Below are 20,211 nucleotides of genomic sequence, written 5' to 3' on the forward strand. Positions count from 1 at the left end.
GCGGGGGCACAGTCTATCAGGGGAAATGCGCCGCCGCCGAGCGGCGGCGCATTGAGTGGATCATATCAGTTCTTGGACGTGAACTGGTCCATATTTGCAGGCGTCACCAGCTGGAACGGAATCCAGACCTTGGCTTCGACCTTGTCGCCCTTGGCGAGCTTCATCGCCGCATCGACAGCACCGCTGCCCTGGCCGGCCGCGTCCTGGAACACGGTCACGTCGAGATCGCCGGCCTTCATGTAGGCAAGCGCTTCCTGAGTGGCGTCGACACCGCCGACGACGACGTCCTTCATGTCCCAGCCGGCCGCCTTCATGGCGTTGATGGCGCCGATGGCCATGTTGTCGTTGTTCGAGATCACGGCGTCGGGCTTGTGGCCGGCGGCGATCCAGTTGGTCATCAGGTCCTGCGCCTTGACCGGATCCCAGCCGGCGGTCTGTTCGTCGATGATCTTCATGAACGAGCAGTCCGGCGTGGCGATGACGTCGTGGACGTCCTTGGTCCGCATCTGCGCTGCTTGGTTGGCGAGATCGCCCTGCATCACCAGGATGCCGGCTTCGGTCTTGCCGGCTTCCTTGAGGATGCGGCAGACTTCCTTGGTCTCGAGCGTGCCGGAATCGGCTTCGTTCGAAGCAACGAACGCACCCTTTGCGCCAAGCGCATCGACGTCGATCGGCTGGCGGTTGACATAGACGATCGGAATGCCGGCGTCGTTGGCGAGCTTGGTCATCGGGGCTGTCGCCGAGGTGTCGACGGCGTTGACGATGATGGCATCGACCTTGGCGGCGATGAAGTTCTGAACCTGGCTGAGTTGCTTGTTGACGTCGTCGTCGGCGATTTCGATGACGACCGGCTGCTTGGCGTCGGCTGCGGCCTTTTCGATGCCCTTGCGCAGGACCGTCAGGAAGGTGTCCGAATTGGCCATGCTGACACCGATGTCGCCGGCAAATGCAGAACCCGTCATCAGCGCGGTCATGGCAGCGCCGAGCAAGAATTTCTTCATGATCACTCTCCTCCAACAATGGTGTCCGGCTGCACCCCGTTGTGCCGGAAGCCCGCGGTCATGCCGAAGGCCCGTCTCTGCGGGCGCCACCATCGCTCCTCCGCGATGCAAAATGTGCCGCCCGTTTCCCGATGCCAGCCCTGATTTCAGAATGTTCGGGCCGTGCTTTTTGTATATGAAATATTTATTCCATATTTCGTGTGAACGTCAAGAGGCATTCCATCGCTGGCCGATCAATCTTTGCGTGAAAAGCGCACCTCAGACGGTTGCAACCGGCCGGACGGGGACCGCCCTGCCGTTGCAGCGGCTTACAGCCGTTCGCGGATGAACGCGATGCTCTCGGCAAGTGCGGTGCGCGGGTCGGCAAGCTTCTGCACAGCAGGCGAAAACGGCTCGAAGGACAGCAGTCCCTGATAGCCGCCCGAAAGCAGCGCCCGGATCTGGCCGACATTGTCGAGGCGGTCGGCTGCATCGACCAGGACGCGGTGCGGATCGCGCATGTCGGGCACAGTCACGGCCGGATCATCGACACCCGAAATGTGCACCAGTCCGGTCATGCCGGGAAAGATATCGGGCTCGCCGGCCAGATGATGATGGAACGTGTCGTGCACCATGCGGAACGTTGCCGTGCCGCCGACATCCTCGATGGCTTCGGCGGCCTCGCGCTTGGAACGCAGCGAGCAGATTTCGAAGCCGAGCGGTTCGACCAGGCCGCGCACGCCACGATCGCCGAGAATGGTCTTCAGCGCCGACAGCGCCGTCCTCAGATTGCGCTGGCGCTCGCCATCCGCCTGCCCCGTGCCGTCATTGACCGGCACCAGAACCAAAGCCTGCGCACCTACGTCGCGCGCGTAATCAGCGAGTTCGATCGCCTCGGCTTCCCGCGCCGTATTCCATTCGTTGAAGCGCTGCAGCGCATTGATGCTTGCAATGGATATTCCATTTTCCGCCGCGAGCGCCCCGACAGCGGCGGCCGGCGTGCCGTCGACGATGGCGTTGCCGGCGAGGTCGTTGCGGATTTCGACGTCGCTCAGGCCGAGCTCGCGGCTGAGCGCAAAGAACGCCGCAGGCTTCAGGCCCGGAGCCACCATATGGTTCAGCGCGAATGTGAGCTTGCTGGTCATGCCGAATTTCTCCTCCGCGGGCGACAGGCCTCGATATTTACGTTCCATTCTACTCGTAAAACGGAATAGTCAATCCGGAAGCTGAGCGGAATCTATCATTCGCTGATAGATTCGGATGGACGGCGGCCGCTGTCGCCGCCGAGCCACGCCGGCGCCAGGCTCACTCAGATGTTTTCGGGCAGATAGATGTCGAACGGCAGGAAGGTCTGCCCGGGCGCATTGGCCGCCCCCGCCTCGATCGAATGCGCCATCAGCGCGACGAGCTCGCGGCACAGCGGTCCGAGCGGCGTCGCAATGACCATGACAGCCAGATTGTCGGCGAGCGCGGCGCGGGTATCGGCTGTTATCTCGTTGCAGATCAGCGCCGGCAGTGGGTCGGGCCGCACCTGCCGCAGCGCCGAGATCGCCCCCTCGATGCCGCCGCCAGCCACATAGCAGCCGACGAGATCGTCATGCTGCTTGAGCAGATCGCCGAGCACCTGTTGCGTGATCTCGTGGGACTCGTGATTGACGATGGTCTCGAGCAGCGTGAATTCGGAGGCATGCTCGCGGAAGAAGGCGCGGAAACCGATCTCGCGCAACTCGTGGCCGTGGAAGCGGTGGCTGCCGACAAGCAATGCCACCTTGCCCGGCCGTCGCGCACATTTCGAGATCATCCAGGCAGCCGAGCGCCCGACCTTGAGATTGTCGATGCCGACATAGCCCTCGCGGATGCCTGACGCGAAATCCGACAGCAGTGAGAACACCGGCATGCCGCGCTCCTTAAGCTCGGCCACGGCAGCCGTCACGCTGGGATGGTCGGGACTGACCAGCGCCACCGCATCGCAGGTCGCCGCCAGCCGTCTCAGCCTCTCCAGAATCTCCTCGGGCGCAAGCGTGTCGGCGAATTCGATGACACCAGTGCCGCGAAAACCAGTCGACTGGGCGATCGCCTTCTCCAGCTCACCGGCGAAAGCGCGGTAGAAAACATCCTGCGGGCGCAGCAGAACGAAGCCGAGCCGATACACCGGCAGCTCCTTGCGCATGCGCTGCGCGATCAGCCCGGCGGCATGATAGCCGATCGATGTCGCGGCCTCATAGACACGACGCTGCGTTTCCTCGCGTACCGGCAGCCGCCCGTTCAGCACCCTGTCGACGGTGGCGACGCTGACGCCCGAGGCCTGGGCGAGATCGGTGATGGTCGGGCGCTTGCTCATGTCCAATCCCTGGATTTGGTCGCAGCTTAACGCACCATGATAGAAAATGATAGAAACTATCAAAGCATGATTGAAAATATCGCATCATGAGCTACCATTCTTCCAGTGAACGATGTCCGGCGCCCATCGCGGACCTGTTTCCGACTTCCAGGGAGAGAGCCATGACCGTGACGCCTTCGGCGCGCGACTACAGCCTTGTGGGAGAAAGCGCGCGCCGCGCCGTCGAGAGCGGCCTTGCCGCCGCCGAGTGGTATCACACCGACATTCCGCGCAAGCAGATGAAGGAGCTGATGCAGCGCTCCGACGGCCCGGCCATCCGCGACACGGCAATCTGGCTCGGCCTGCTCATCGCCTTCGGTGCGGCCGGTGCAGCACTCTGGGGCAGCTGGTGGTGCGTGCCTTTCTTCCTCTGCTACGGCGTGCTCTACGGTTCGGCCACCGACTCGCGCTGGCATGAGTGCGGCCACGGCACGGCCTTCAGGACGCCATGGATGAACGACGCGGTCTACCAGATCGCCTGTTTCATGATCATGCGCAATCCGGTGACCTGGCGCTGGAGCCACACCCGCCATCACACCGACACCGTCATCGTCGGCCGCGATCCCGAAATCGCCGTCATGCGTCCGCCGGACCTTCTGCGCGTCGTGCTCAACTTCTTCGGCCTGCTCGACGCCTGGCACGCCATGGTCGACATGGTCCGCAACGCATCAGGCATCATCGGCAAGGAAGAGAAGACCTTCATCCCCGAAAGCGAGCAGCCCCGTGCCATCCGCATCGCCCGCATCTGGCTCGCGATCTATGTGGCAACCGTGGCACTCGCGCTTTATCTCGGCTCGTGGCTGCCGCTGATGCTGGTCGGCCTGCCCCGCCTTTACGGCGCCTGGCACCACGTGCTGACCGGCCTGTTGCAGCATGGCGGCCTCGCCGACAACGTCGTCGACCACCGCCTCAACAGCCGCACCGTGCTGATGAACCCCATCAGCCGCTTCATCTACTGGAACATGAACTACCACGTCGAACACCACATGTTCCCGATGGTGCCCTATCACGCACTGCCGAAATTGCATGAGATGATCAAGCACGACCTGCCGGCGCCATCTCAGTCCATGTGGCAAGGCTACCGCGAAATGCTGCCGGCCTTCGTCCGCCAGCTCCGCAACGAGGACTATTTCGTCAAGCGCGAGCTGCCGCCGACGGCGCGGCCCTATCGCGAGGAGTTCCACAGCGAGGCAGCGCTTGCGGCCGAATAGCCTCCCAAGGCGCCCCGCATTCCAAAATCCCAGGGAGAGAGACATGAGTGACTGGATCGAGGCCTGTACGACTGAGGACATCGACGAGGAAGACGTGATCCGCTTTGACCATGCGGGCAGAAGCTTCGCCATCTACCGCAGCCCGGAAGACGAGTTCTTCGCCACCGACGGCCTGTGCACCCACGAGCAGATTCACCTCGCGCAGGGGCTGGTCATGGGCGACATCATCGAATGCCCCAAGCATAACGGCCGCTTCAACTACAAGACCGGCGCCGCTCGCGGCGCGCCCGTCTGCGTCAACCTCCAGACCTATCCGGTCAAGGTCGACGGCGGCAAAGTCTTCATCCAGCTGGGTTGATCGACATGACTGCGGGAATGGTGATCATCGGTGCCGGCGAGTGCGGCACGCGCGCCGCCTTCGCCCTGCGCGAGGCGGGCTATGACGGCAAGGTCACGCTCATCGGCGCCGAATCCCACCTGCCCTATGAGCGCCCGCCGCTCTCCAAGGAAGCCATGACGGGCGACGAAGCGCCTTCGCTCAAGGCCATCGCCGATGCTGCGCGCCTGGCCGAGCACCGCATCGACCTCAAGGGCTCGACGAACGCCACCTGCATCGACAGGGCCAATCGTTCGGTGCGCCTCGCCGACGGTTCCGACCTCGCCTACGACAAGCTTCTGCTGGCCACCGGTGCCGTGCCGCGCAAACTGCCGCTTCAAGGCATGGGTCCGCGCTCGGTCTATCTCCGGACCTTCGACGACGCGCTCCTGATCCGCAGGCATCTTCGCCAAGGTGTCCACGCGGCCATCGTCGGTGGCGGTTTCATCGGCCTCGAGCTGGCAGCTTCGGCCCGCAAACTCGGCGCTGAGGTGACCGTCATCGAGGCACAACCCCGCATCCTGATGCGCGGCGTGCCCGAGGAAATCGCCGCCATCGTCCATGACGCTCACACGGCCGCCGGTGTCGAGATCGTCTGCGGCGACGGCATCGCCTCAATCGAAGACGACGGCGAGACCGTGCGCATCACACTGTCGAGCGGCCGCGCGATAGTGGCCGACCTCGCCGTCATCGGCATCGGTGCGATGCCGGTCACAGCACTCGCCGAAACTGCCGGCCTCGCCCTCAACAACGGCATCTCGGTCGACGCTCGTCTGCGCACCAGCGATGCCGAGATCTTCGCCGCCGGCGACTGCTGTTCCTTCCCGCTCGCCATCTATGGCGACCGCCGCGTCCGTCTCGAAGCATGGCGCAGCGCCCAGGAACATGGCGCACTCGCTGCCCGCAACATGCTCGGATCGGAAGAACCTCACGCCGGCGTGCCGTGGTTCTGGTCCGACCAGTACGGCCTTACCCTGCAGATCGCCGGCCTGCCCGACGAAGGCGAGCGCACTGTCCGCCGCGATCTCGGTGACGGTGCTTTCATCCTGTTCCATCTCAAGAACGATGGCCGCTTGGTCGCCGCCAGCGGCATCGGCCCCGACAATGCGGTCGCCCGCGATATCCGGCTTGCCGAGATGCTGATCGGCAAGATGGCCAGCCCCGATCCCGAGGCCCTGGCGTCATCGGCCATCAAGCTGAAAAGCCTTCTCTGAGGCGACGTCACACGGCTGACATCGAGCCGCGTTGCCAATAGATCATTGTTGCCCCCTGGCTGCGGATTCGCTTCGCGGCTCTCCCGCCTGCAACCTACGGAAAAGCCATGTCCGAACGAAACTACGTGCTGTCTCTGTCCTGCGACGACAAGCCCGGCATCGTCGCCGCCGTCACCACCGAACTCGCCTCGATGGGCGCCAACATCGCCGAGAGCAGCCAGTTCTGGGACCGCCAGACCAACCGCTTCTTCATGCGCATCGCCTTTGCCGCCCCCGAGAAGCTCGACCGTGAAAGCGTCGAGCGCTCGCTGAAATCGCCCATCGACCGCTTCGGCATGAAGACCGCGCTCGTCGATCAGGCGCGCAAGCCGAAAATCATCGTCATGGTCTCCAAATTCGACCATGCCCTGCTGCACCTGCTCTACCAGATCCGCGTCGGCTGGCTGAACGCCGAGGTCGCGGCCATCGTCTCCAATCATGAGGATAGCCGCCGTACCGCCGAGATCGAGGGCATTCCGTATCATTGCTGGCAGGTCGCCAAGGACAACAAGGCCGAGCAGGAAGACAAGCTGTTGGCCCTGGTCAACGAGACCGGCGCCGAGCTGGTCATCCTCGCCCGCTACATGCAGGTCTTTTCCGACAGCCTGTCGAAGCGGCTCTACGGCCGCGCCATCAACATCCACCACTCGTTCCTGCCGAGCTTCAAGGGCGCCAAGCCCTACCACCAGGCGCATGAGCGCGGCGTCAAGCTGATCGGCGCCACCGCCCACTACGTCACCTCCGACCTCGATGAAGGCCCGATCATCGAGCAGGAGACCGAACGCGTCAGCCACGCCATGACGGCGGACGATTTCGTCGCAGCCGGCCGCGACATCGAAAGCCGGGTGCTGGCCCGCGCGGTGAAGTACCACCTCGAATCCCGCGTGGTCATCAACGGCCACAGGACCGTTGTGTTTTAAGCCTTTCCGCACTGGCATCCGGCCGGCAGTGGTGACACTGTCTGCCTGCCCGAGAGCAATTCCAGGAAAACCGTGCAGCGGTTTTCCGTCCGGATTGCTTGAGAGGACAGAGTGGGATCCGTGCTTCGCAGAAACGCGGGACCGACTCTGGGGGCAAGCTTGAGGAGTGTCAAAATGCCGGTCAGCGAATTCGGAAGGATGCCCGATGGTTCGGTGGTCGAGGCCATCTCGATCGCGGCCGGGGGCATCGAAGCCAAGGTGCTCACCTTCGGCGCAACGCTCGCCAACCTCGTCGTCGCGACGCCAGGAGGCCCGCGCTCTGTCATTCTCGGCTTCGACAGCCTCGACGGCTACCTGACCCATAGCGGCTATTTCGGCGCCATCGCCGGGCGCTCGGCCAACCGCATAGCCGGCGGCCGCTTCACGCTCGACGGCACGGAACACCAACTCGATCTCAACGAAGCCGGCCGCACCCACTTGCATGGCGGTTCGGACGGTTTCTTCCGCCGCAACTGGACGATTATCGACGTCAGCGAAAGCTCTGTGCTGCTCGGCCTGACCTCGCCTGACAGCGACCAGGGTTACCCCGGCAAGGTCATCGTCACCTGCCGCTATTCGGTCGACAAGAGCCGCCTGCGCATCGCGCTCGGCGGCCGCACCGATGCGCCCACCCTGATGAACCTCGCCACCCACGCCTATTTCAATCTCGACGGCTCAGGCTCGATCCTTGACCATCGCCTCAAGATCGCGGCCGAGGCCTATACGCCTGTCGATGCCGCGAGCATCCCCACTGGCGAGGTGCCGGCGGTCGACGGCAGCCTCTTCGATTTCCGCGAGATGCGCGCCGTCCGCAACGGCCCTGACGAAACGCATCAAGCCTACGACCACAATTTCGTGCTCGCCATGCAGCCGGCGCCCGAACCCTGGCATGCCGCCCGGCTGGAGGGACCGAGCTCCGGCATCCGTCTCGATCTCTGGACCACCGAACCCGGGCTGCAGTTCTACGACGGCGTCCACCTGCCCGTCGCCCCCACCCTGCGCGGCGGCATCGAAGGCGTCCGCCACGGCGCGCTCTGCCTCGAGCCGCAACGTTTCCCCGACGCGGCCAACCATCCGCATTTCCCGAGCGCCGTGCTCAGGCCCGGCGAGATCTACTCGCAGATGACGGAATATCGTTTCTCGATGGTCGAGTGAGCGGGGCCTAGACCCACCCGCCATCGACGACGAAGTTCTGCGCCGTGCACATGCGCGAGTCGTCGGCCGCCAGAAACAGCGCCATGCGCGCGATGTCTTCCGGCGTCACCCGTCCCGAAAGACACTGCGCCTTGTCGATCTCGGCATTGGCGGCATCGTCGACCCAGAGATCGAGCTGGCGTTTTGTCATCACCCAGCCCGGCACCAGCGTGTTGACGCGGATGCCGTGCTTGCCCAGGTCGCGGGCGAAGGAGCGTGTCATGCCATGGATGGCCGCCTTCGACGCCGCATAGACAGGATAGCCGCCCGACGCCTTCATCCAGCCGATCGAACCGAAATTGACGATGGAGCCGCCGCCCGCGGCGGCCATGCCCGGAGCCACGGCCTGAATGGCGAAGAAAGCGTGGCGCATGTTCACCGCAACACGGCCGTCGAAATAGTCGGCCGTCACCTCGCGCCAATCGTGCCGGGTATCGTTCGCAGCATTGTTGACCAGCGCCTGCACGGGACCATGCAGTGCCTCGATCTCTGATATCGCGGCGCGATAGGCCTCGATGTCAGTGACGTCGCAGCGCCGAAACGCCACTGTTGCGCCGCCGTCGTTCAGTTCGGCCGCCAAGGCGTCGCCTTCGTCTTGCGCAAGGTCGACGAAGCCGACCCTGGCCCCTTGGCCTGCAAATGCCCGCACCAGCGCCTCGCCGATACCAGTGGCCCCGCCTGAGATCAGCACCGACCGGCCCTTGAGGCTCGGATAGCGCCCGAACTGGTTCTCGCTCATCGCCCTGGCCTCCTCACAACGCCCTGATGGCCACGGGCGCGCTCGCCCTGGCCTGCTTCAGCGGATTCCGCAGCGGCAGCCCGAAGCCCTCGGCCTCGATCTCGAACACATCGCCAGGCTCGGCCCGCACCCCGTCGGCGAAGGAGAGCGTTGCGGTGCCGAACATATGCACATGCACGTCGCCCGGCTGGCGAAACACGCCATATTTGAAATGATGGTGCTCAAGATTGGCAATGGTGTGGGACATGTTGGCCTCGCCCGACAGGAACGGCTTTTCCCACACGGTCTTGCCGCCGCGCTGGATACGCGATGTGCCCCGGACGTCGGCCGGCAACTCGCCGATCAATATCTCGGGACCGAAGGAGGCGTTGCGCAACTTCGAGTGGGCCAGATAGAGGTAGTTGATCCGCTCCGTCACATGATCGGAAAACTCGTTGGCCAGCGCGAAGCCGATCCGGTAGGGCGTACCGTCATCGCCGACCAGATAGACACCGGCGATCTCCGGCTCCTCGCCGGCGTCGAGCGCGAAATGCGGCGACACCAGCGGCTTGCCGGGATCGACCACCATGTTGCCGTTACCCTTGTAGAACCATTCGGGCTGGACGCCTGCCTGCCCGCGGCCCGGCTTGCCGCCTTCGAGTCCCATGCGGAACATCTTCATGGAATCGGTCAGCTGTTCCTCGCCATCGGCCAAAGCCTTCTTGTGCATGCTGTCGCGCGTCGCGGCCGAGCCGAGATGGGTGAGCCCGGTTCCAGTGAGGTGCAGATGCGCCGGATCGGGATGCCGGACCGGCGACGACAGCTGTCCCGCCTTTTGCGCGGCCACCAGATCGACAGCTTCGCCAAGCCCGCGGTCGGCAACGACGGCGGCAAGCGTCGTCCCCGCCCGTACCGCTTCGAGCGCTAGCGCATAGATCGACTTGGCGTCGTTGACCAGCCGCGCAACCTCGCCGTCGCGGACCGCAACCCGCCCCCTGCCGTCAGCGGAGACAATCTGGGACATCAGCATTTCGGCACTCCTTTCGTTTCGCCACAGCCGGCCTCGCATCCGACGATCGGCAAAAACCTTCTTCTCGCGCGGCAACTGCCGCACGTTCAAACTCTTGTCTTTCAGATAGCGGCGCCCGGCTTTCGCAGGCCCGCGCTCGGCCTCTCCCCGGGCCTATGTCTTCTTCTTGTTGTATAGGTCGAACGCCACCGCCCCGAGCAGCACCAGCCCCTTGATGACCTGCTGCCAGTCGATGTTGATGCCCATGATGCCCATGCCATTGTTCATCACGCCCATGATGAACGCGCCGATGACAGCGCCGGCCACTTCGCCGACGCCGCCCATGGCGGAAGCGCCGCCGACAAACACGGCCGCGATCACGTCGAGCTCCATGCCCGCGCCCGCCTTGGGCGTCGCCTGATTGAGGCGGGCGGCGTAGATCAGCCCGGCAAGCGCTGCCAGCATGCCCATGTTGACGAAGACGAGGAATGTCAGGCGCTCGGTGTGGATGCCCGAAAGCTTGGCAGCCTTCTCGTTGCCGCCCATGGCGAAGATACGTCGGCCAAAGGTCATGCGTTTGGTGATGAACACGAACAGCGCAATCAGGATGCCCATCACGATCAGTACATTGGGCAGGCCCCTGTAGGACGCGAATTTGTACATCAGGAACATGATGATGCCTGCAATCACCAGGTTCTTGGCGACGAACAGGGCAAAGGGCTCGGCCTCGTAGCCATGGCTCTCCCGGCTTCTGCGGCTTTGCAGCGCAAAATACAGCATCGCCGCCACGATCAGCACGCCGATCAGCAGGGTGGTGGTATGCAACGACAGGCCGGTGTTGGGGATCGCTGCGCCCGAAGCGTTGAGCTGCGGCTCGATGATCGTCCAGCGCCCGATCACGTCGGGAATGAAGCCGGCGCTGAGCATCTGGAAGCCGGTCGGGAACGGCCCGACCGAGCGGCCGCCGAGCAGCCACAAGAGCAGGCCCTTGAAAACCAGCATGCCCGCCAGCGTGACGATGAAGGAAGGGATCTTCATATAGGCGATGAAGTAGCCCTGCGCGCCGCCGATGACGCCGCCGACGGCGATGCAGCAGATGGCGGCAAGCAGCGGATGGAAGCCGTAGTCGACCATCAGCACGGCCGCCACCGCGCCGACGAAGCCGGCCACAGAGCCGACCGAGAGGTCGATGTGCCCTGCCACGATGACCAGGAGCATGCCGAGCGCCATCACGACGATGTACGAATTCTGCAGCACCACATTGGTCAGGTTGACCGGCAGGAACAGGATGCCGTTGGTCATGACACCGAAAAAGCCCATGATCGCCATGAGCGCGAGCACCAGGCCGTACTGGCGCAAATTCTCCTTCATGGCATCGCGCGCCGTGGCCTTGGCCGCATTGGTGGTCGTGCCGGCGGTGTCAGTGCTCATGATGCAGCCCTTTCCTCCCCACGGACGATCGCCCGCATGATCTTTTCCTGGCTCGCCTCGTGCCCGGCCATCTCGCCGACGATGCGGCCTTCGTTGAGCACATAGATGCGGTCGCAGATGCCAAGCAGCTCCGGCATCTCGGAAGAGATGACCAGGATGCCCTTACCCTCCTCGGCCAGCTTGTTGATGATGGTGTAGATCTCGTATTTGGCGCCGACGTCGATGCCGCGCGTCGGCTCGTCCAGGATCAGCACGTCGGGGTTGGCAAACAGCCATTTGGACAGCACCACCTTCTGCTGGTTGCCGCCTGAAAGATTGCCGGTGATCTGATAGACCGACGACGAGCGGATATTAGTCTTGCGGCGATATTCGTTTGCGACCTTCAGTTCTGCCATGTCGTCGATGACGCCCTTCCTGGACACGCTCGGCAGGTTTGCAATGGTCACATTGTGCTTGATGTGGTCGATGAGGTTGAGGCCATAGACCTTGCGGTCCTCGGTCGCGTAGGCGAGGCCGTTGGCGACCGCCTTGCCCACTGTCGATGTGTCGGCCTTCTTGCCGTGCAGCCAGACCTCGCCGCTGATGTTGGTTCCATAGGTGCGGCCAAAGACGCTCATGGCGAATTCGGTGCGGCCCGCACCCATCAAGCCGGCAATGCCGACGACCTCGCCCTTGCCGACCTTGACGTCGATACCCTTGATGACCTGGCGTTCCGGGTGCAGCGGATGGTGCACCGTCCAGTTCTTCACCTCGAAGATGGTCTCGCCGATGTTTGGCGTGCGCGTCGGATAGCGGTCTTCCATCGTGCGTCCGACCATGGAGGTGATGATCCGGTCTTCGGTCACCTCGTCCCTGCCCATGGTCTCGATGGTCTGGCCGTCGCGGATGACCGTGACGCGGTCAGCCACCTTCTTCACCTCGTTGAGCTTGTGCGAGATCAGGATCGAGGTCATGCCCTGCCGCTTGAACTCGAGCAGCAGGTCGAGCAGAGCGGCGCTGTCCTTTTCCGAAAGGCTGGCCGTCGGCTCGTCGAGGATCAAAAGCTTCACCTCCTTGGCCAGGGCCTTGGCGATCTCGACCAGCTGCTGCTTGCCGGTGCCGATATTGGTGATGAGCGTGTCGGGATTTTCGCGCAGGCCGACCTTGCGCAGCAATTCGGCGGCGCGGCGGCGCGCCATGTTCCAGTCGATGATGCCGAAGCGGGTCTGCTCGTTGCCGAGGAAGATGTTCTCGGCGATCGAAAGCAGCGGCACCAGGGCCAGTTCCTGATGGATGATGACGATGCCGACGCGCTCGCTGTCATGGATGCCATGGAAACGGCACTCGCGCCCTTCGTAGTGGATCGCTCCCTCGTAGGTTCCGTGCGGATAGACGCCCGAGAGAACTTTCATCAGCGTGGACTTGCCGGCGCCGTTCTCGCCGACGATGGCATGGATCTCGCCTGCCTCGACGCTCAGATTGACGTTCGACAAGGCCTTTACGCCCGGAAACGTCTTGGTGATGTCGCGCATCTCCAGGATGGTCTGGCCCATCGTCCTCTCCCGTTCGGACAAGCTCAGGCGGATGCCGGACATTGTAGCCTACAAAGGCTGGATGGAAACCGGAAGGCCCGAGGGCCTTCCGGTCGCAACGATCACTTCAGGTCGTCGGCCTTGATGTAGCCCGACTTGACCACGATTTCCTCGTAGTTCGACTTGTCGACCGACACCGGCTCGAGCAGGTAGGACGGGACCACCTTGACGCCGTTGTTGTAGGTCTTCTCGTCGTTGATCTCCGGCTTGCCGCCGGCAAGTGCGGCGTCCACCAGATTTGCGGTCACCTTGGCGAGCTCGCGCGTATCCTTGAACACGGTCGAGTACTGTTCACCGGCGATGATCGCCTTGACCGAAGGCGTCTCGGCGTCCTGGCCGGAGATGATCGGCCACGGCTGGTCCGCAGTGCCGTAGCCGACGCCGCGCAGCGACGAGATGATGCCGCGCGACAGGCCGTCATAGGGGGCCAGAACGGCATCGACGCGGCTGCCGTCCGAGTAGTTGGCCGACAGGATGTTGTCCATACGGGCCTGGGCAACGGCGGCATCCCAGCGCAGCGTTCCGACCTTCTGCATGCCCATCTGGCCGGACTTCACCACCAGCACGCCCTTGTCGATCAGCGGCTGCAGCACGCTCATGGCGCCGTCGTAGAAGAAGAAGGCGTTGTTGTCGTCGGGCGAGCCGCCGAACAGCTCGATATTGAACGGACCCGGCTTTTCGGGATAGCCGAGGCCCTTGAGCAGCGAATTGGCCTGGAGCACACCGACTTTGAAATTGTCGAAGGTGGTGTAATAGTCGACGTTCGGGCTCTGGCGGATCAGCCGGTCATAGGCCACCACGATCGAGCCGCCGTCATGCGCCTTCTGCAGCACGTCGCTCAGCGTGGTACCGTCGATCGAAGCGACCACCAGGGCCTTCGCCCCCTTGGTCACCATGTTTTCGATCTGGGCCAGCTGGTTGGGGATGTCGTCTTCGGCATATTGCAGGTCGACGGTATAGCCCTTTGCCTCGAGCGCGGCCTTCAGCTCGTTGCCGTCGCTGATCCAGCGCAGCGAAGACTTGGTCGGCATCGCAATGCCGATGGCGCCCTTGTCCTGGGCGTGGGCCTGATAGGACATGGCGGCGAGGCTCACCGCGAGTGCGGCGACGAGTGTCTTGATGATCTTCACCTTCTCTCTCCCTTGTGAAATGCCGGCGCGCGGGCACGAACGCTCGCGCGTGGCCTCGCCATGAATGGCGCGGCAAAGCCAGATCTGCGTGTCATCCTCCAGGGTCGCGAGCGCTGCGTCTCCTCCGCTCGATGAGCCAACCGGGCTGGCATCGAACTCGCGACGATGACAAGTTCACGGACGAAACCATAACAGTCAAATGCAAATATCGGCTGTTCCTATGCCATTTACGATATGCCAGACTGTGGGATCGCCTCCTGTAGGAAAGCATCGCACATGGTCGATCTCGCCACTGACGCCAGAGTGCCCGGCGCCCATGTGCGGCTGAACGAGAGTGAGACGCTGCTGCGCAGCGGCCTCAAGCTCAGGCACATGCGCATGGTCGTGGCACTCGACGACCACGGACAGATCAGCGCCGCAGCCCAGCTCATGAACATGTCGCAGCCGGCCGCCTCGCGGATGATCGCGGAGATCGAGGGCATCATCGGCGTCGACATCTGCGAAAGGCTGCCGCGCGGCGTGAGACTCACCTCCTATGGTGCCGCGCTCGCCCGTCGCGGCCGCGCCATCCTGCTCGAGATGCAGCAGGTCGACCGCGAGATTTCCGATCTCAAATCGGGCAAGGGCGGCTCGGTTGCGATGGGTGCGGTGACGGCGCCGGCGATCGAACTGGCGGTGCCGGCGATCCGCAAGATCCGCGAGCGCTATCCCCGCGTCGAAATCAGCGTCCAGGTCGAAACAAGTGCGGTCCTGGCCCGCGAGCTGCTCGCTTCGCGCCACGACTTCATCATCGCCCGCATTCCCGACGATCTCGATCCACGCTTGTTCGACAGCCGCATCATCGGCGTCGAAAAGGCCTGTCTGATCGCCCGGCGCGGCCACCCTCTCACTTCAGGCGGCACCGTCGACCTGGAAAGGCTCGCCGAATACGATTGGGTGTTCCAGCCGGGCGGCTCGCTGTTGCGCCAGACCATGCAGGGCATCTTCATGAGCCGCAACGTGCGCATGCCCGACCGCGTCCTCAACACCAGTTCGCTGCTGCTCACCCTGGTCATGGTGGCGCAAACCGACGCCATCGCGCCCATTGCCATCGAGGTCGCCGATTTCGTCAACAGCAAGAACGGCCTCGCCGGGTCGATCGAGGTCGTGCCGATCCCGTTCGAGATCAACGTCCAGCCCTACAGCCTGATCACCGTCCGCGGCCGCACGCTCTCGCCCACCGCGCAGCTGCTGCACGATCACATCCTGCGCGAGATCGCGTAGCAATGACGCCTTCACCGGCATGGCGAAGCCGTGACCGGTGAGAGGGGCTATTGGGCCCGAAAAGCCCGACGCCTCAAACTCTCGTGCACAGCGCCTCGAAGAAGGCCACATTGTCGAGGTCGAGCGGATCGTCCACCGGCAGCGCCTGCGACGACATCTTGGCGATGACCACCTCTGCCTTCGGGTCGACATAGAGCCACTGGCCGTGGATGCCGATGCCGCAATAGGCTTGGGCAGCATTGCCGCTCTGGTACCACTTGTTGCGATAGCGGCCGCCGGCGAACAGGTTGGTCATGTCGCCGCGCTGCCAGGCGGCCGCATCGCCGCCATGGATCGTATCCTCGACCCAGGCCTGCGGCACGATGCGCCCGCCTTCCGACGTACCTCCCTGGCGCATCATCTCGCCGACGCGGGCAAGGTCGCGCACCGCCATCGACACGCCGCCGGCCGCGCGCGCCGAGCCCTCCTTGTCGACGGTGACGAAGCCGTCGCGCTTGGCGCCCAGCGGCTTCCACAGCCTGTCGGACATGAGGTCGGCGTAGCGCTGGCCCGATGCACGCTCGACGATGATGCCGAGCAGGTCGGAGTTGGGCGAGCGGTAGCGGAAGGTCTGGCCGTGCGGTTCGTTCAGCTGCTGCAGCGTGACGAGGAATTCTCGCAGCGACTCCGCCCCGCCGCCGGGGTTCCACATCGTGGCGCGGCGATAACGCGCAAACAGGCTCTCGGGGTCGAGATAGGCTTCCTCGAAGTCGAGCGCGACGGTCATGTCGAGCACATGCCGCACGCTGGCATTGGCATAGACAGAGCCCTTGGCCTCCGGCACGTAGTCGGTCACCGGCGCGTTCGGATCGAGCTTGCCTTCGCCCTCCAGCGCGCCGGCGAGGATCGCCGTCAGCGACTTCGAGATCGAGAAGATGATGTGACGTGCATCTGGCTTCATGGTCGGCGCGAACCAGTCGCCGACGAAGCGCCCCTTCTTCATCACGGTCAGCGCGTCGGTCGACGAGCGTGCGAGGAAATCGGCGACCGTCTCGCTCTTGCCGTTGATCTCGACCGTCTCGCCGAGGAGGCCGCCGAAATCGACCGGGGCGGCCTCGAGATTGCCTTCGCGCGCCGCGATCCGCGTGCTGGTCACCATCTCCGCGACATTCTGGAAGGCCCAGCGGTTGAAAGGCTGCTCGCGCCAGTTGCCCAGGCTCAGATCCTTGCGGGCGAAGCCGAACATGCGCTCGAACGCGGTGGAAGTCGTCATGATATGTCCTTGCTTGTTGATCGTACGGCCGTTCAGGCGAGCGCAGCTGATATCGCGTGGATGGCCTTGAGCGTCGCCACCGAATAGGCGACGGACGTGAATTCGGGCCAGGTCGACAGCTTCACCGTCACCATGCGGCTGTCCCAGTCGATATGGATCAGCTGCCCGAACACACCTCGGCACATCAAGGCGCGTGAGCGCGGGTCCTCGATCCAGAACTGGTTGCGGTAGCTGCCCTCGGGCATCGAGGCGCTGTAGTTGGGGCCGTGCACGCCATTGCGCGTTTCGGCGATCCAGTCGGCTGGAACGATGCCGGCGCCGTTTTCGAGAATCGTCTGGCCGAAGCGCGCATAGTCGCGCAGCGTCGCGTTGAAGCCGCCGTCGGCCAGCGCATAGCCGGCGCTGTCGACGGTGAAATAGGCGCTCTCCTCGGCGCCGATCTTCTGCCACAGCTCTTCGGACACCAGCTGCGCCAGCCGCTTGCCGGTCGCCCGCTCCATGATGAAGGCAAGCACGTCGGTTTCGATCGAGCGGTATTCGAAGGCAGCGCCATGCGGGCGCGTGGTGCCTGTCAGCCGCTGGATCAATTCGAACACATGTTTCGGCCACTGGAAGCCGGGATCGGTCCCTGATGGAACCGGCTTCCAGCCGCAGGCGACATCGACCTGGCCGATGTCGGAATAGGGATCGGTGTAGGCTTCGCTGAAGCGCACGCCCGTGGTCATGTCGAGCACGTGCTGGACGGTGGCTCCGTTCCAGCCGGTCGCTGCAAGCTCCGGCAGATAGTCGGTCACCAGCTTCCTGGGGTCGACGATGCCTCGTCCGGCGAGGATACCGAACACGCTACCCGTCACCGACTTTGCCACCGATTGCGACAGATGCGGCGTGCGCGGCGTCATGCCGTTGTAGTAGCGCTCATAGGCGATCTTGCCGTCCTTGAGCACCAGGAGGCCGTCGGTGTAAGTCTCATCGAGCAGGCCCGACAGCGTCGTTGCCCTGCCCTCGCTGTCGGTCACAGCGAGCTGGTCGAGATCGATCTCCGCACGCGGCAAGGCGCGCACCGGGCCTTCGCCGCGCCACACCTCGACCGTCGGCACCATCTCGCGCACATGCTGGAAGGCCCAGCGATTCCATGGCGGCATGTCCCATGCCGCCTTCGGCACGGGCATTGCGGGCGGCGAGCCCTGCATGATCGGAGGCACGTTTTCGCTGTTGCGGTACGAGCTCATGGTATCACCCTCGCGCAGCCGGGATGCTTGGGGTCCGGCGCGAACGCCGGACCCCGCAGTCGAAACTGCTTACTTCTGCAGGTCGGTCCAGATGCGGGTGTAGATCGCATCCGCTTCCGGCGAGCACATCAGCGCCATCTTGCCATGCGCCTTGCTTTCCTCCGGAATGACGATCTCCGGCGCATCCTTCATGTCGGCTGGCATGAACTTGTCCGAGCCGGCAATGCCGTTGGCATAGCGGTGGAAGGCGGACAGGCCAGCGGCCACTTCCGGGTCCATGATGAAGTTCTGGAACAGCTTGGCGTTCTCGGCGTTCTTGGCGTCCTTCAGGACGACCACGTTGTCGCTCCAGTAGGTGAAGCCTTCCTTCGGATAGCCGAAATGCACCTCGGGGCGTGCCAGGCGAATGCGCAGGCCGGCACCGTTCCAGGTGCTCGAGGCCTGGAAGTCGCCGGCCTTCATCTTGTCGACGGCGCCATATTCCATGGCCACCCAGTTCGGCTTGGCGGCAACAAGGAGGTCGCGCACCTTCTTCAGCACGTCCTTGTCGGTCGTGCACTGCTCGCCGCCGACATAGTGGACGGCGGCCGTGACCACGTCCTTCATTTCAGGAACGACGTTGACCTTGCCCTTCAGCTCGTCGGGCGTGTCGAAGAGGATCTTCCAGGTGTTGATGTCGCCCTTGTAGGTGTTGGTATTGACGACCACGCCGAGCGTACCCCAGGCCCACGGCACCGAATATTTGCGGCCGGGGTCGAACTCGGGGTTGGCCCATTCGGGCGCGACGTTCTTGAAGTTCTCCATGCCGCCGGGATTGGTCTCGAGCAGCAGGCCTTCGTTGATCCAGATCGGCAGGTGGGTCTGCGACGGCACCACGATGTCGAAGCCGCTGCCACCCTGGCGCACCTTGGCGAGCGCGGTCTCGTTCGAGTCGTAGTCGGTGATCGTCACCTTGACCTGGTACTTGTCCTCGAACTTCTTGATGACTTCGGGGTTGGTGTAGTTGCCCCAGTTGTAGATGTTGAGCTGGCCCTCGGCGCGGCCGAGGCCGGTCGCCGCAAGCAGCGCGATCGCCGCAACAGCAGTGGACATGATTGGTTTCACAGCGGGTCTCCTTTTTTTGTTGGCTGTGAGCACCCTGCCAGCGGCAGGCTACAGTCACATCACAGCCGGAGCGCGTCCGGCTGTGATGGTTCCTGGCGAACGCTTACTTCTGCAGTTCGGTCCAGATCTTGGTGTACAGTGCCTGCACTTCCGGCGAGCACAGGCGCTGCAGTTCGCCACGCGACTTTTCAGCCTCAGGGATGATCACTTCAGGCGCGTCCTTCATGTCGGCCGGCATGAACTTGTCGGAGCCGGCAATGCCGTTGGCATAGCGGTGGAAGGCCGAGTTCATCGCCGCGTTTTCCGGATCCATCATGAAGTTCTGGAACAGCTTGGCGTTTTCGAGGTTCTTGGCTTCCTTCAGCACGACGATGTTGTCGCTCCAGAGACCATAACCCTCCTTGGGATAGTTGTAGTGGATCGCCGGATTGGCCAGGCGCTGGCGCAGGGCCGAGCCGTTCCAGTCGCTGGTCGCCTTGAAGTCGCCGGCACCCATCTTTTCGATGGTGTTGTATTCCATGGCGATCCAGTTCGGCTTGGCCGCCACCAGCGTATCGCGCACCTTCTTGAGGATTTCCTTGTCCTCGGTGCACTGCTGGCCGCCGACATACTTGATCGCGGCGAACATCACGTCGTTCATCTCGGGAACGACGTTGACCTTGCCCTTCAGCTCTTCCGGCGTGTTGAAGATGATGCCCCAGCTGTCGGCCGGTCCCTTGTAGGTGTCGGTGTTGACGACGACGCCGATCGTACCCCAGGCCCATGGCACCGAATATTTGCGGCCGGGATCGAAGTCGGGATTGGCCCATTCCGGCGCAATGTTCTTCGCGTTCTCCATCTTGCCCGGATCGGTCTCCTGGATGAGGCCTTCCTTGATCCAGATGGGGATGAAGGTCTGGGACGGCATGGCGATGTCGAAACCGGTACCGCCCTGGCGCACCTTGGCAAGTGCCGTGTCGTTCGAGTCGTAGTCGGTCACCGTTACCTTGACGTCGTACTGCTTCTCGAACTTCTTGATCATGTCGGGGCTGATGTAGTTGCCCCAGTTGTAGATGTTCAGCTCGCCGGCGGCGGAGGCGAGGCTGGTCGAGGCCAGCAGCGCCAGGCCGGCGGCCATCGACATGGATTTCAGGTTCATCATTTCACTCCCG

The 20,211-nt window shown here is 63.6% G+C and carries 18 protein-coding genes; 6 read left to right on the forward strand and 12 right to left on the reverse strand.

Annotated elements, in window-relative coordinates; all coding sequences use genetic code 11:
- Positions 1–65 precede the first annotated feature (65 nt).
- The 3 genes from B015_RS0118495 to B015_RS0118505 form a co-directional block, all read right to left on the reverse strand.
- The gene (locus tag B015_RS0118495; RefSeq protein WP_018429223.1) at positions 66–1,001 is read right to left on the reverse strand and encodes a substrate-binding domain-containing protein; all 936 of its coding nucleotides are present in this window, start codon (positions 999–1,001) and stop codon (positions 66–68) included.
- Between the two features lie 308 nt (positions 1,002–1,309).
- Positions 1,310–2,125: a TIM barrel protein gene (locus tag B015_RS0118500; RefSeq protein ID WP_026227453.1), complete on the reverse strand. Its 816-nt coding sequence runs from the start codon at positions 2,123–2,125 to the stop codon at positions 1,310–1,312.
- Between the two features lie 164 nt (positions 2,126–2,289).
- Positions 2,290–3,321 carry a LacI family DNA-binding transcriptional regulator gene (locus tag B015_RS0118505; protein ID WP_018429225.1) on the reverse strand — a complete coding sequence of 344 codons (1,032 nt, stop codon included), beginning with the start codon at positions 3,319–3,321 and terminating at the stop codon, positions 2,290–2,292.
- A gap of 161 nt (positions 3,322–3,482) precedes the next feature.
- Here B015_RS0118505 and B015_RS0118510 point away from each other — a divergent pair, with 161 nt between their 5' ends.
- From B015_RS0118510 to B015_RS0118530, 5 genes are all read left to right on the forward strand, one after another.
- Positions 3,483–4,571 carry a fatty acid desaturase family protein gene (locus B015_RS0118510; protein WP_018429226.1) on the forward strand — a complete coding sequence of 363 codons (1,089 nt, stop codon included), beginning with the start codon at positions 3,483–3,485 and terminating at the stop codon, positions 4,569–4,571.
- Between the two features lie 43 nt (positions 4,572–4,614).
- On the forward strand, positions 4,615–4,929 hold the full coding sequence (locus B015_RS0118515; protein WP_018429227.1) for a MocE family 2Fe-2S type ferredoxin: 315 nt from the start codon (positions 4,615–4,617) through the stop codon (positions 4,927–4,929).
- 5 nt (positions 4,930–4,934) lie between these two features.
- A complete protein-coding gene (locus tag B015_RS0118520; RefSeq protein ID WP_157632783.1) occupies positions 4,935–6,161 on the forward strand; it encodes an FAD-dependent oxidoreductase in 1,227 nt (408 codons plus the stop codon).
- A gap of 107 nt (positions 6,162–6,268) precedes the next feature.
- Positions 6,269–7,120 (forward strand): formyltetrahydrofolate deformylase, encoded by an 852-nt coding sequence (purU, locus tag B015_RS0118525; protein WP_018429229.1) that lies wholly within the window; start codon positions 6,269–6,271, stop codon positions 7,118–7,120.
- 174 nt (positions 7,121–7,294) lie between these two features.
- Entirely contained in the window at positions 7,295–8,314 is a 1,020-nt protein-coding gene (locus B015_RS0118530; protein ID WP_018429230.1) for an aldose epimerase family protein, read from the forward strand.
- Between the two features lie 7 nt (positions 8,315–8,321).
- Here the strand turns inward: B015_RS0118530 and B015_RS0118535 are convergent, their stop codons facing one another.
- From B015_RS0118535 to chvE, 5 genes are all read right to left on the reverse strand, one after another.
- Entirely contained in the window at positions 8,322–9,092 is a 771-nt protein-coding gene (locus tag B015_RS0118535; protein ID WP_018429231.1) for an SDR family oxidoreductase, read from the reverse strand.
- Between the two features lie 13 nt (positions 9,093–9,105).
- The gene (gene araD1, locus B015_RS0118540) at positions 9,106–10,101 is read right to left on the reverse strand and encodes an AraD1 family protein (RefSeq protein ID WP_026227455.1); all 996 of its coding nucleotides are present in this window, start codon (positions 10,099–10,101) and stop codon (positions 9,106–9,108) included.
- Between the two features lie 153 nt (positions 10,102–10,254).
- On the reverse strand, positions 10,255–11,511 hold the full coding sequence (gene mmsB / locus B015_RS0118545) for a multiple monosaccharide ABC transporter permease (protein WP_018429233.1): 1,257 nt from the start codon (positions 11,509–11,511) through the stop codon (positions 10,255–10,257).
- A complete protein-coding gene (gene mmsA, locus B015_RS0118550) occupies positions 11,508–13,043 on the reverse strand; it encodes a multiple monosaccharide ABC transporter ATP-binding protein (RefSeq protein WP_026227456.1) in 1,536 nt (511 codons plus the stop codon). The genes mmsB and mmsA overlap by 4 nt, the downstream gene beginning before the upstream one ends.
- Before the next feature lie 101 nt (positions 13,044–13,144).
- Positions 13,145–14,212, reverse strand: coding sequence for a multiple monosaccharide ABC transporter substrate-binding protein (gene chvE / locus B015_RS0118555; protein WP_018429235.1), 1,068 nt, complete (start codon positions 14,210–14,212; stop codon positions 13,145–13,147).
- Positions 14,213–14,488: 276 nt separating this feature from the next.
- On the opposite strand from chvE, the gene B015_RS0118560 reads away from it, so the two are divergent.
- Positions 14,489–15,475 (forward strand): LysR family transcriptional regulator, encoded by a 987-nt coding sequence (locus B015_RS0118560; RefSeq protein ID WP_018429236.1) that lies wholly within the window; start codon positions 14,489–14,491, stop codon positions 15,473–15,475.
- Between the two features lie 73 nt (positions 15,476–15,548).
- Here the strand turns inward: B015_RS0118560 and B015_RS0118565 are convergent, their stop codons facing one another.
- The 4 genes from B015_RS0118565 to B015_RS0118580 all read right to left on the reverse strand — a co-directional run bounded on the left by B015_RS0118565 (position 15,549) and on the right by B015_RS0118580 (position 20,198).
- Positions 15,549–16,727 carry a serine hydrolase gene (locus B015_RS0118565; RefSeq protein ID WP_018429237.1) on the reverse strand — a complete coding sequence of 393 codons (1,179 nt, stop codon included), beginning with the start codon at positions 16,725–16,727 and terminating at the stop codon, positions 15,549–15,551.
- A gap of 32 nt (positions 16,728–16,759) precedes the next feature.
- Entirely contained in the window at positions 16,760–17,956 is a 1,197-nt protein-coding gene (locus B015_RS0118570) for a serine hydrolase (RefSeq protein ID WP_018429238.1), read from the reverse strand.
- Positions 17,957–18,025: 69 nt separating this feature from the next.
- The gene (locus B015_RS0118575) at positions 18,026–19,048 is read right to left on the reverse strand and encodes an extracellular solute-binding protein (RefSeq protein ID WP_018429239.1); all 1,023 of its coding nucleotides are present in this window, start codon (positions 19,046–19,048) and stop codon (positions 18,026–18,028) included.
- A 115-nt stretch (positions 19,049–19,163) separates the two neighbouring features.
- Positions 19,164–20,198, reverse strand: a complete 1,035-nt coding sequence (locus tag B015_RS0118580; RefSeq protein WP_018429240.1) for an extracellular solute-binding protein — start codon at positions 20,196–20,198, stop codon at positions 19,164–19,166.
- Positions 20,199–20,211 lie beyond the last annotated feature (13 nt).

The sequence above is a fragment of the Hoeflea sp. 108 genome (genome assembly GCF_000372965.1).
Taxonomy (GTDB): Bacteria; Pseudomonadota; Alphaproteobacteria; order Rhizobiales; family Rhizobiaceae; genus Aminobacter.

Bases quoted from the DNA above. Each gene is read 5' to 3' on its own strand.
- B015_RS0118495 (WP_018429223.1), bottom strand. From the start codon at position 1,001: ATGAAGAAATTCTTGCTCGGCGCTGCCATGACCGCGCTGATGACGGGT.
- B015_RS0118500 (WP_026227453.1), bottom strand. From the start codon at position 2,125: ATGACCAGCAAGCTCACATTCGCGCTGAACCATATGGTGGCTCCGGGC.
- B015_RS0118505 (WP_018429225.1), bottom strand. From the start codon at position 3,321: ATGAGCAAGCGCCCGACCATCACCGATCTCGCCCAGGCCTCGGGCGTC.
- B015_RS0118510 (WP_018429226.1), top strand. From the start codon at position 3,483: ATGACCGTGACGCCTTCGGCGCGCGACTACAGCCTTGTGGGAGAAAGC.
- B015_RS0118515 (WP_018429227.1), top strand. From the start codon at position 4,615: ATGAGTGACTGGATCGAGGCCTGTACGACTGAGGACATCGACGAGGAA.
- B015_RS0118520 (WP_157632783.1), top strand. From the start codon at position 4,935: ATGACTGCGGGAATGGTGATCATCGGTGCCGGCGAGTGCGGCACGCGC.
- purU (WP_018429229.1), top strand. From the start codon at position 6,269: ATGTCCGAACGAAACTACGTGCTGTCTCTGTCCTGCGACGACAAGCCC.
- B015_RS0118530 (WP_018429230.1), top strand. From the start codon at position 7,295: ATGCCGGTCAGCGAATTCGGAAGGATGCCCGATGGTTCGGTGGTCGAG.
- B015_RS0118535 (WP_018429231.1), bottom strand. From the start codon at position 9,092: ATGAGCGAGAACCAGTTCGGGCGCTATCCGAGCCTCAAGGGCCGGTCG.
- araD1 (WP_026227455.1), bottom strand. From the start codon at position 10,101: ATGCTGATGTCCCAGATTGTCTCCGCTGACGGCAGGGGGCGGGTTGCG.
- mmsB (WP_018429233.1), bottom strand. From the start codon at position 11,511: ATGAGCACTGACACCGCCGGCACGACCACCAATGCGGCCAAGGCCACG.
- mmsA (WP_026227456.1), bottom strand. From the start codon at position 13,043: ATGGGCCAGACCATCCTGGAGATGCGCGACATCACCAAGACGTTTCCG.
- B015_RS0118560 (WP_018429236.1), top strand. From the start codon at position 14,489: ATGGTCGATCTCGCCACTGACGCCAGAGTGCCCGGCGCCCATGTGCGG.
- B015_RS0118565 (WP_018429237.1), bottom strand. From the start codon at position 16,727: ATGACGACTTCCACCGCGTTCGAGCGCATGTTCGGCTTCGCCCGCAAG.
- B015_RS0118570 (WP_018429238.1), bottom strand. From the start codon at position 17,956: ATGAGCTCGTACCGCAACAGCGAAAACGTGCCTCCGATCATGCAGGGC.
- B015_RS0118575 (WP_018429239.1), bottom strand. From the start codon at position 19,048: ATGTCCACTGCTGTTGCGGCGATCGCGCTGCTTGCGGCGACCGGCCTC.
- B015_RS0118580 (WP_018429240.1), bottom strand. From the start codon at position 20,198: ATGAACCTGAAATCCATGTCGATGGCCGCCGGCCTGGCGCTGCTGGCC.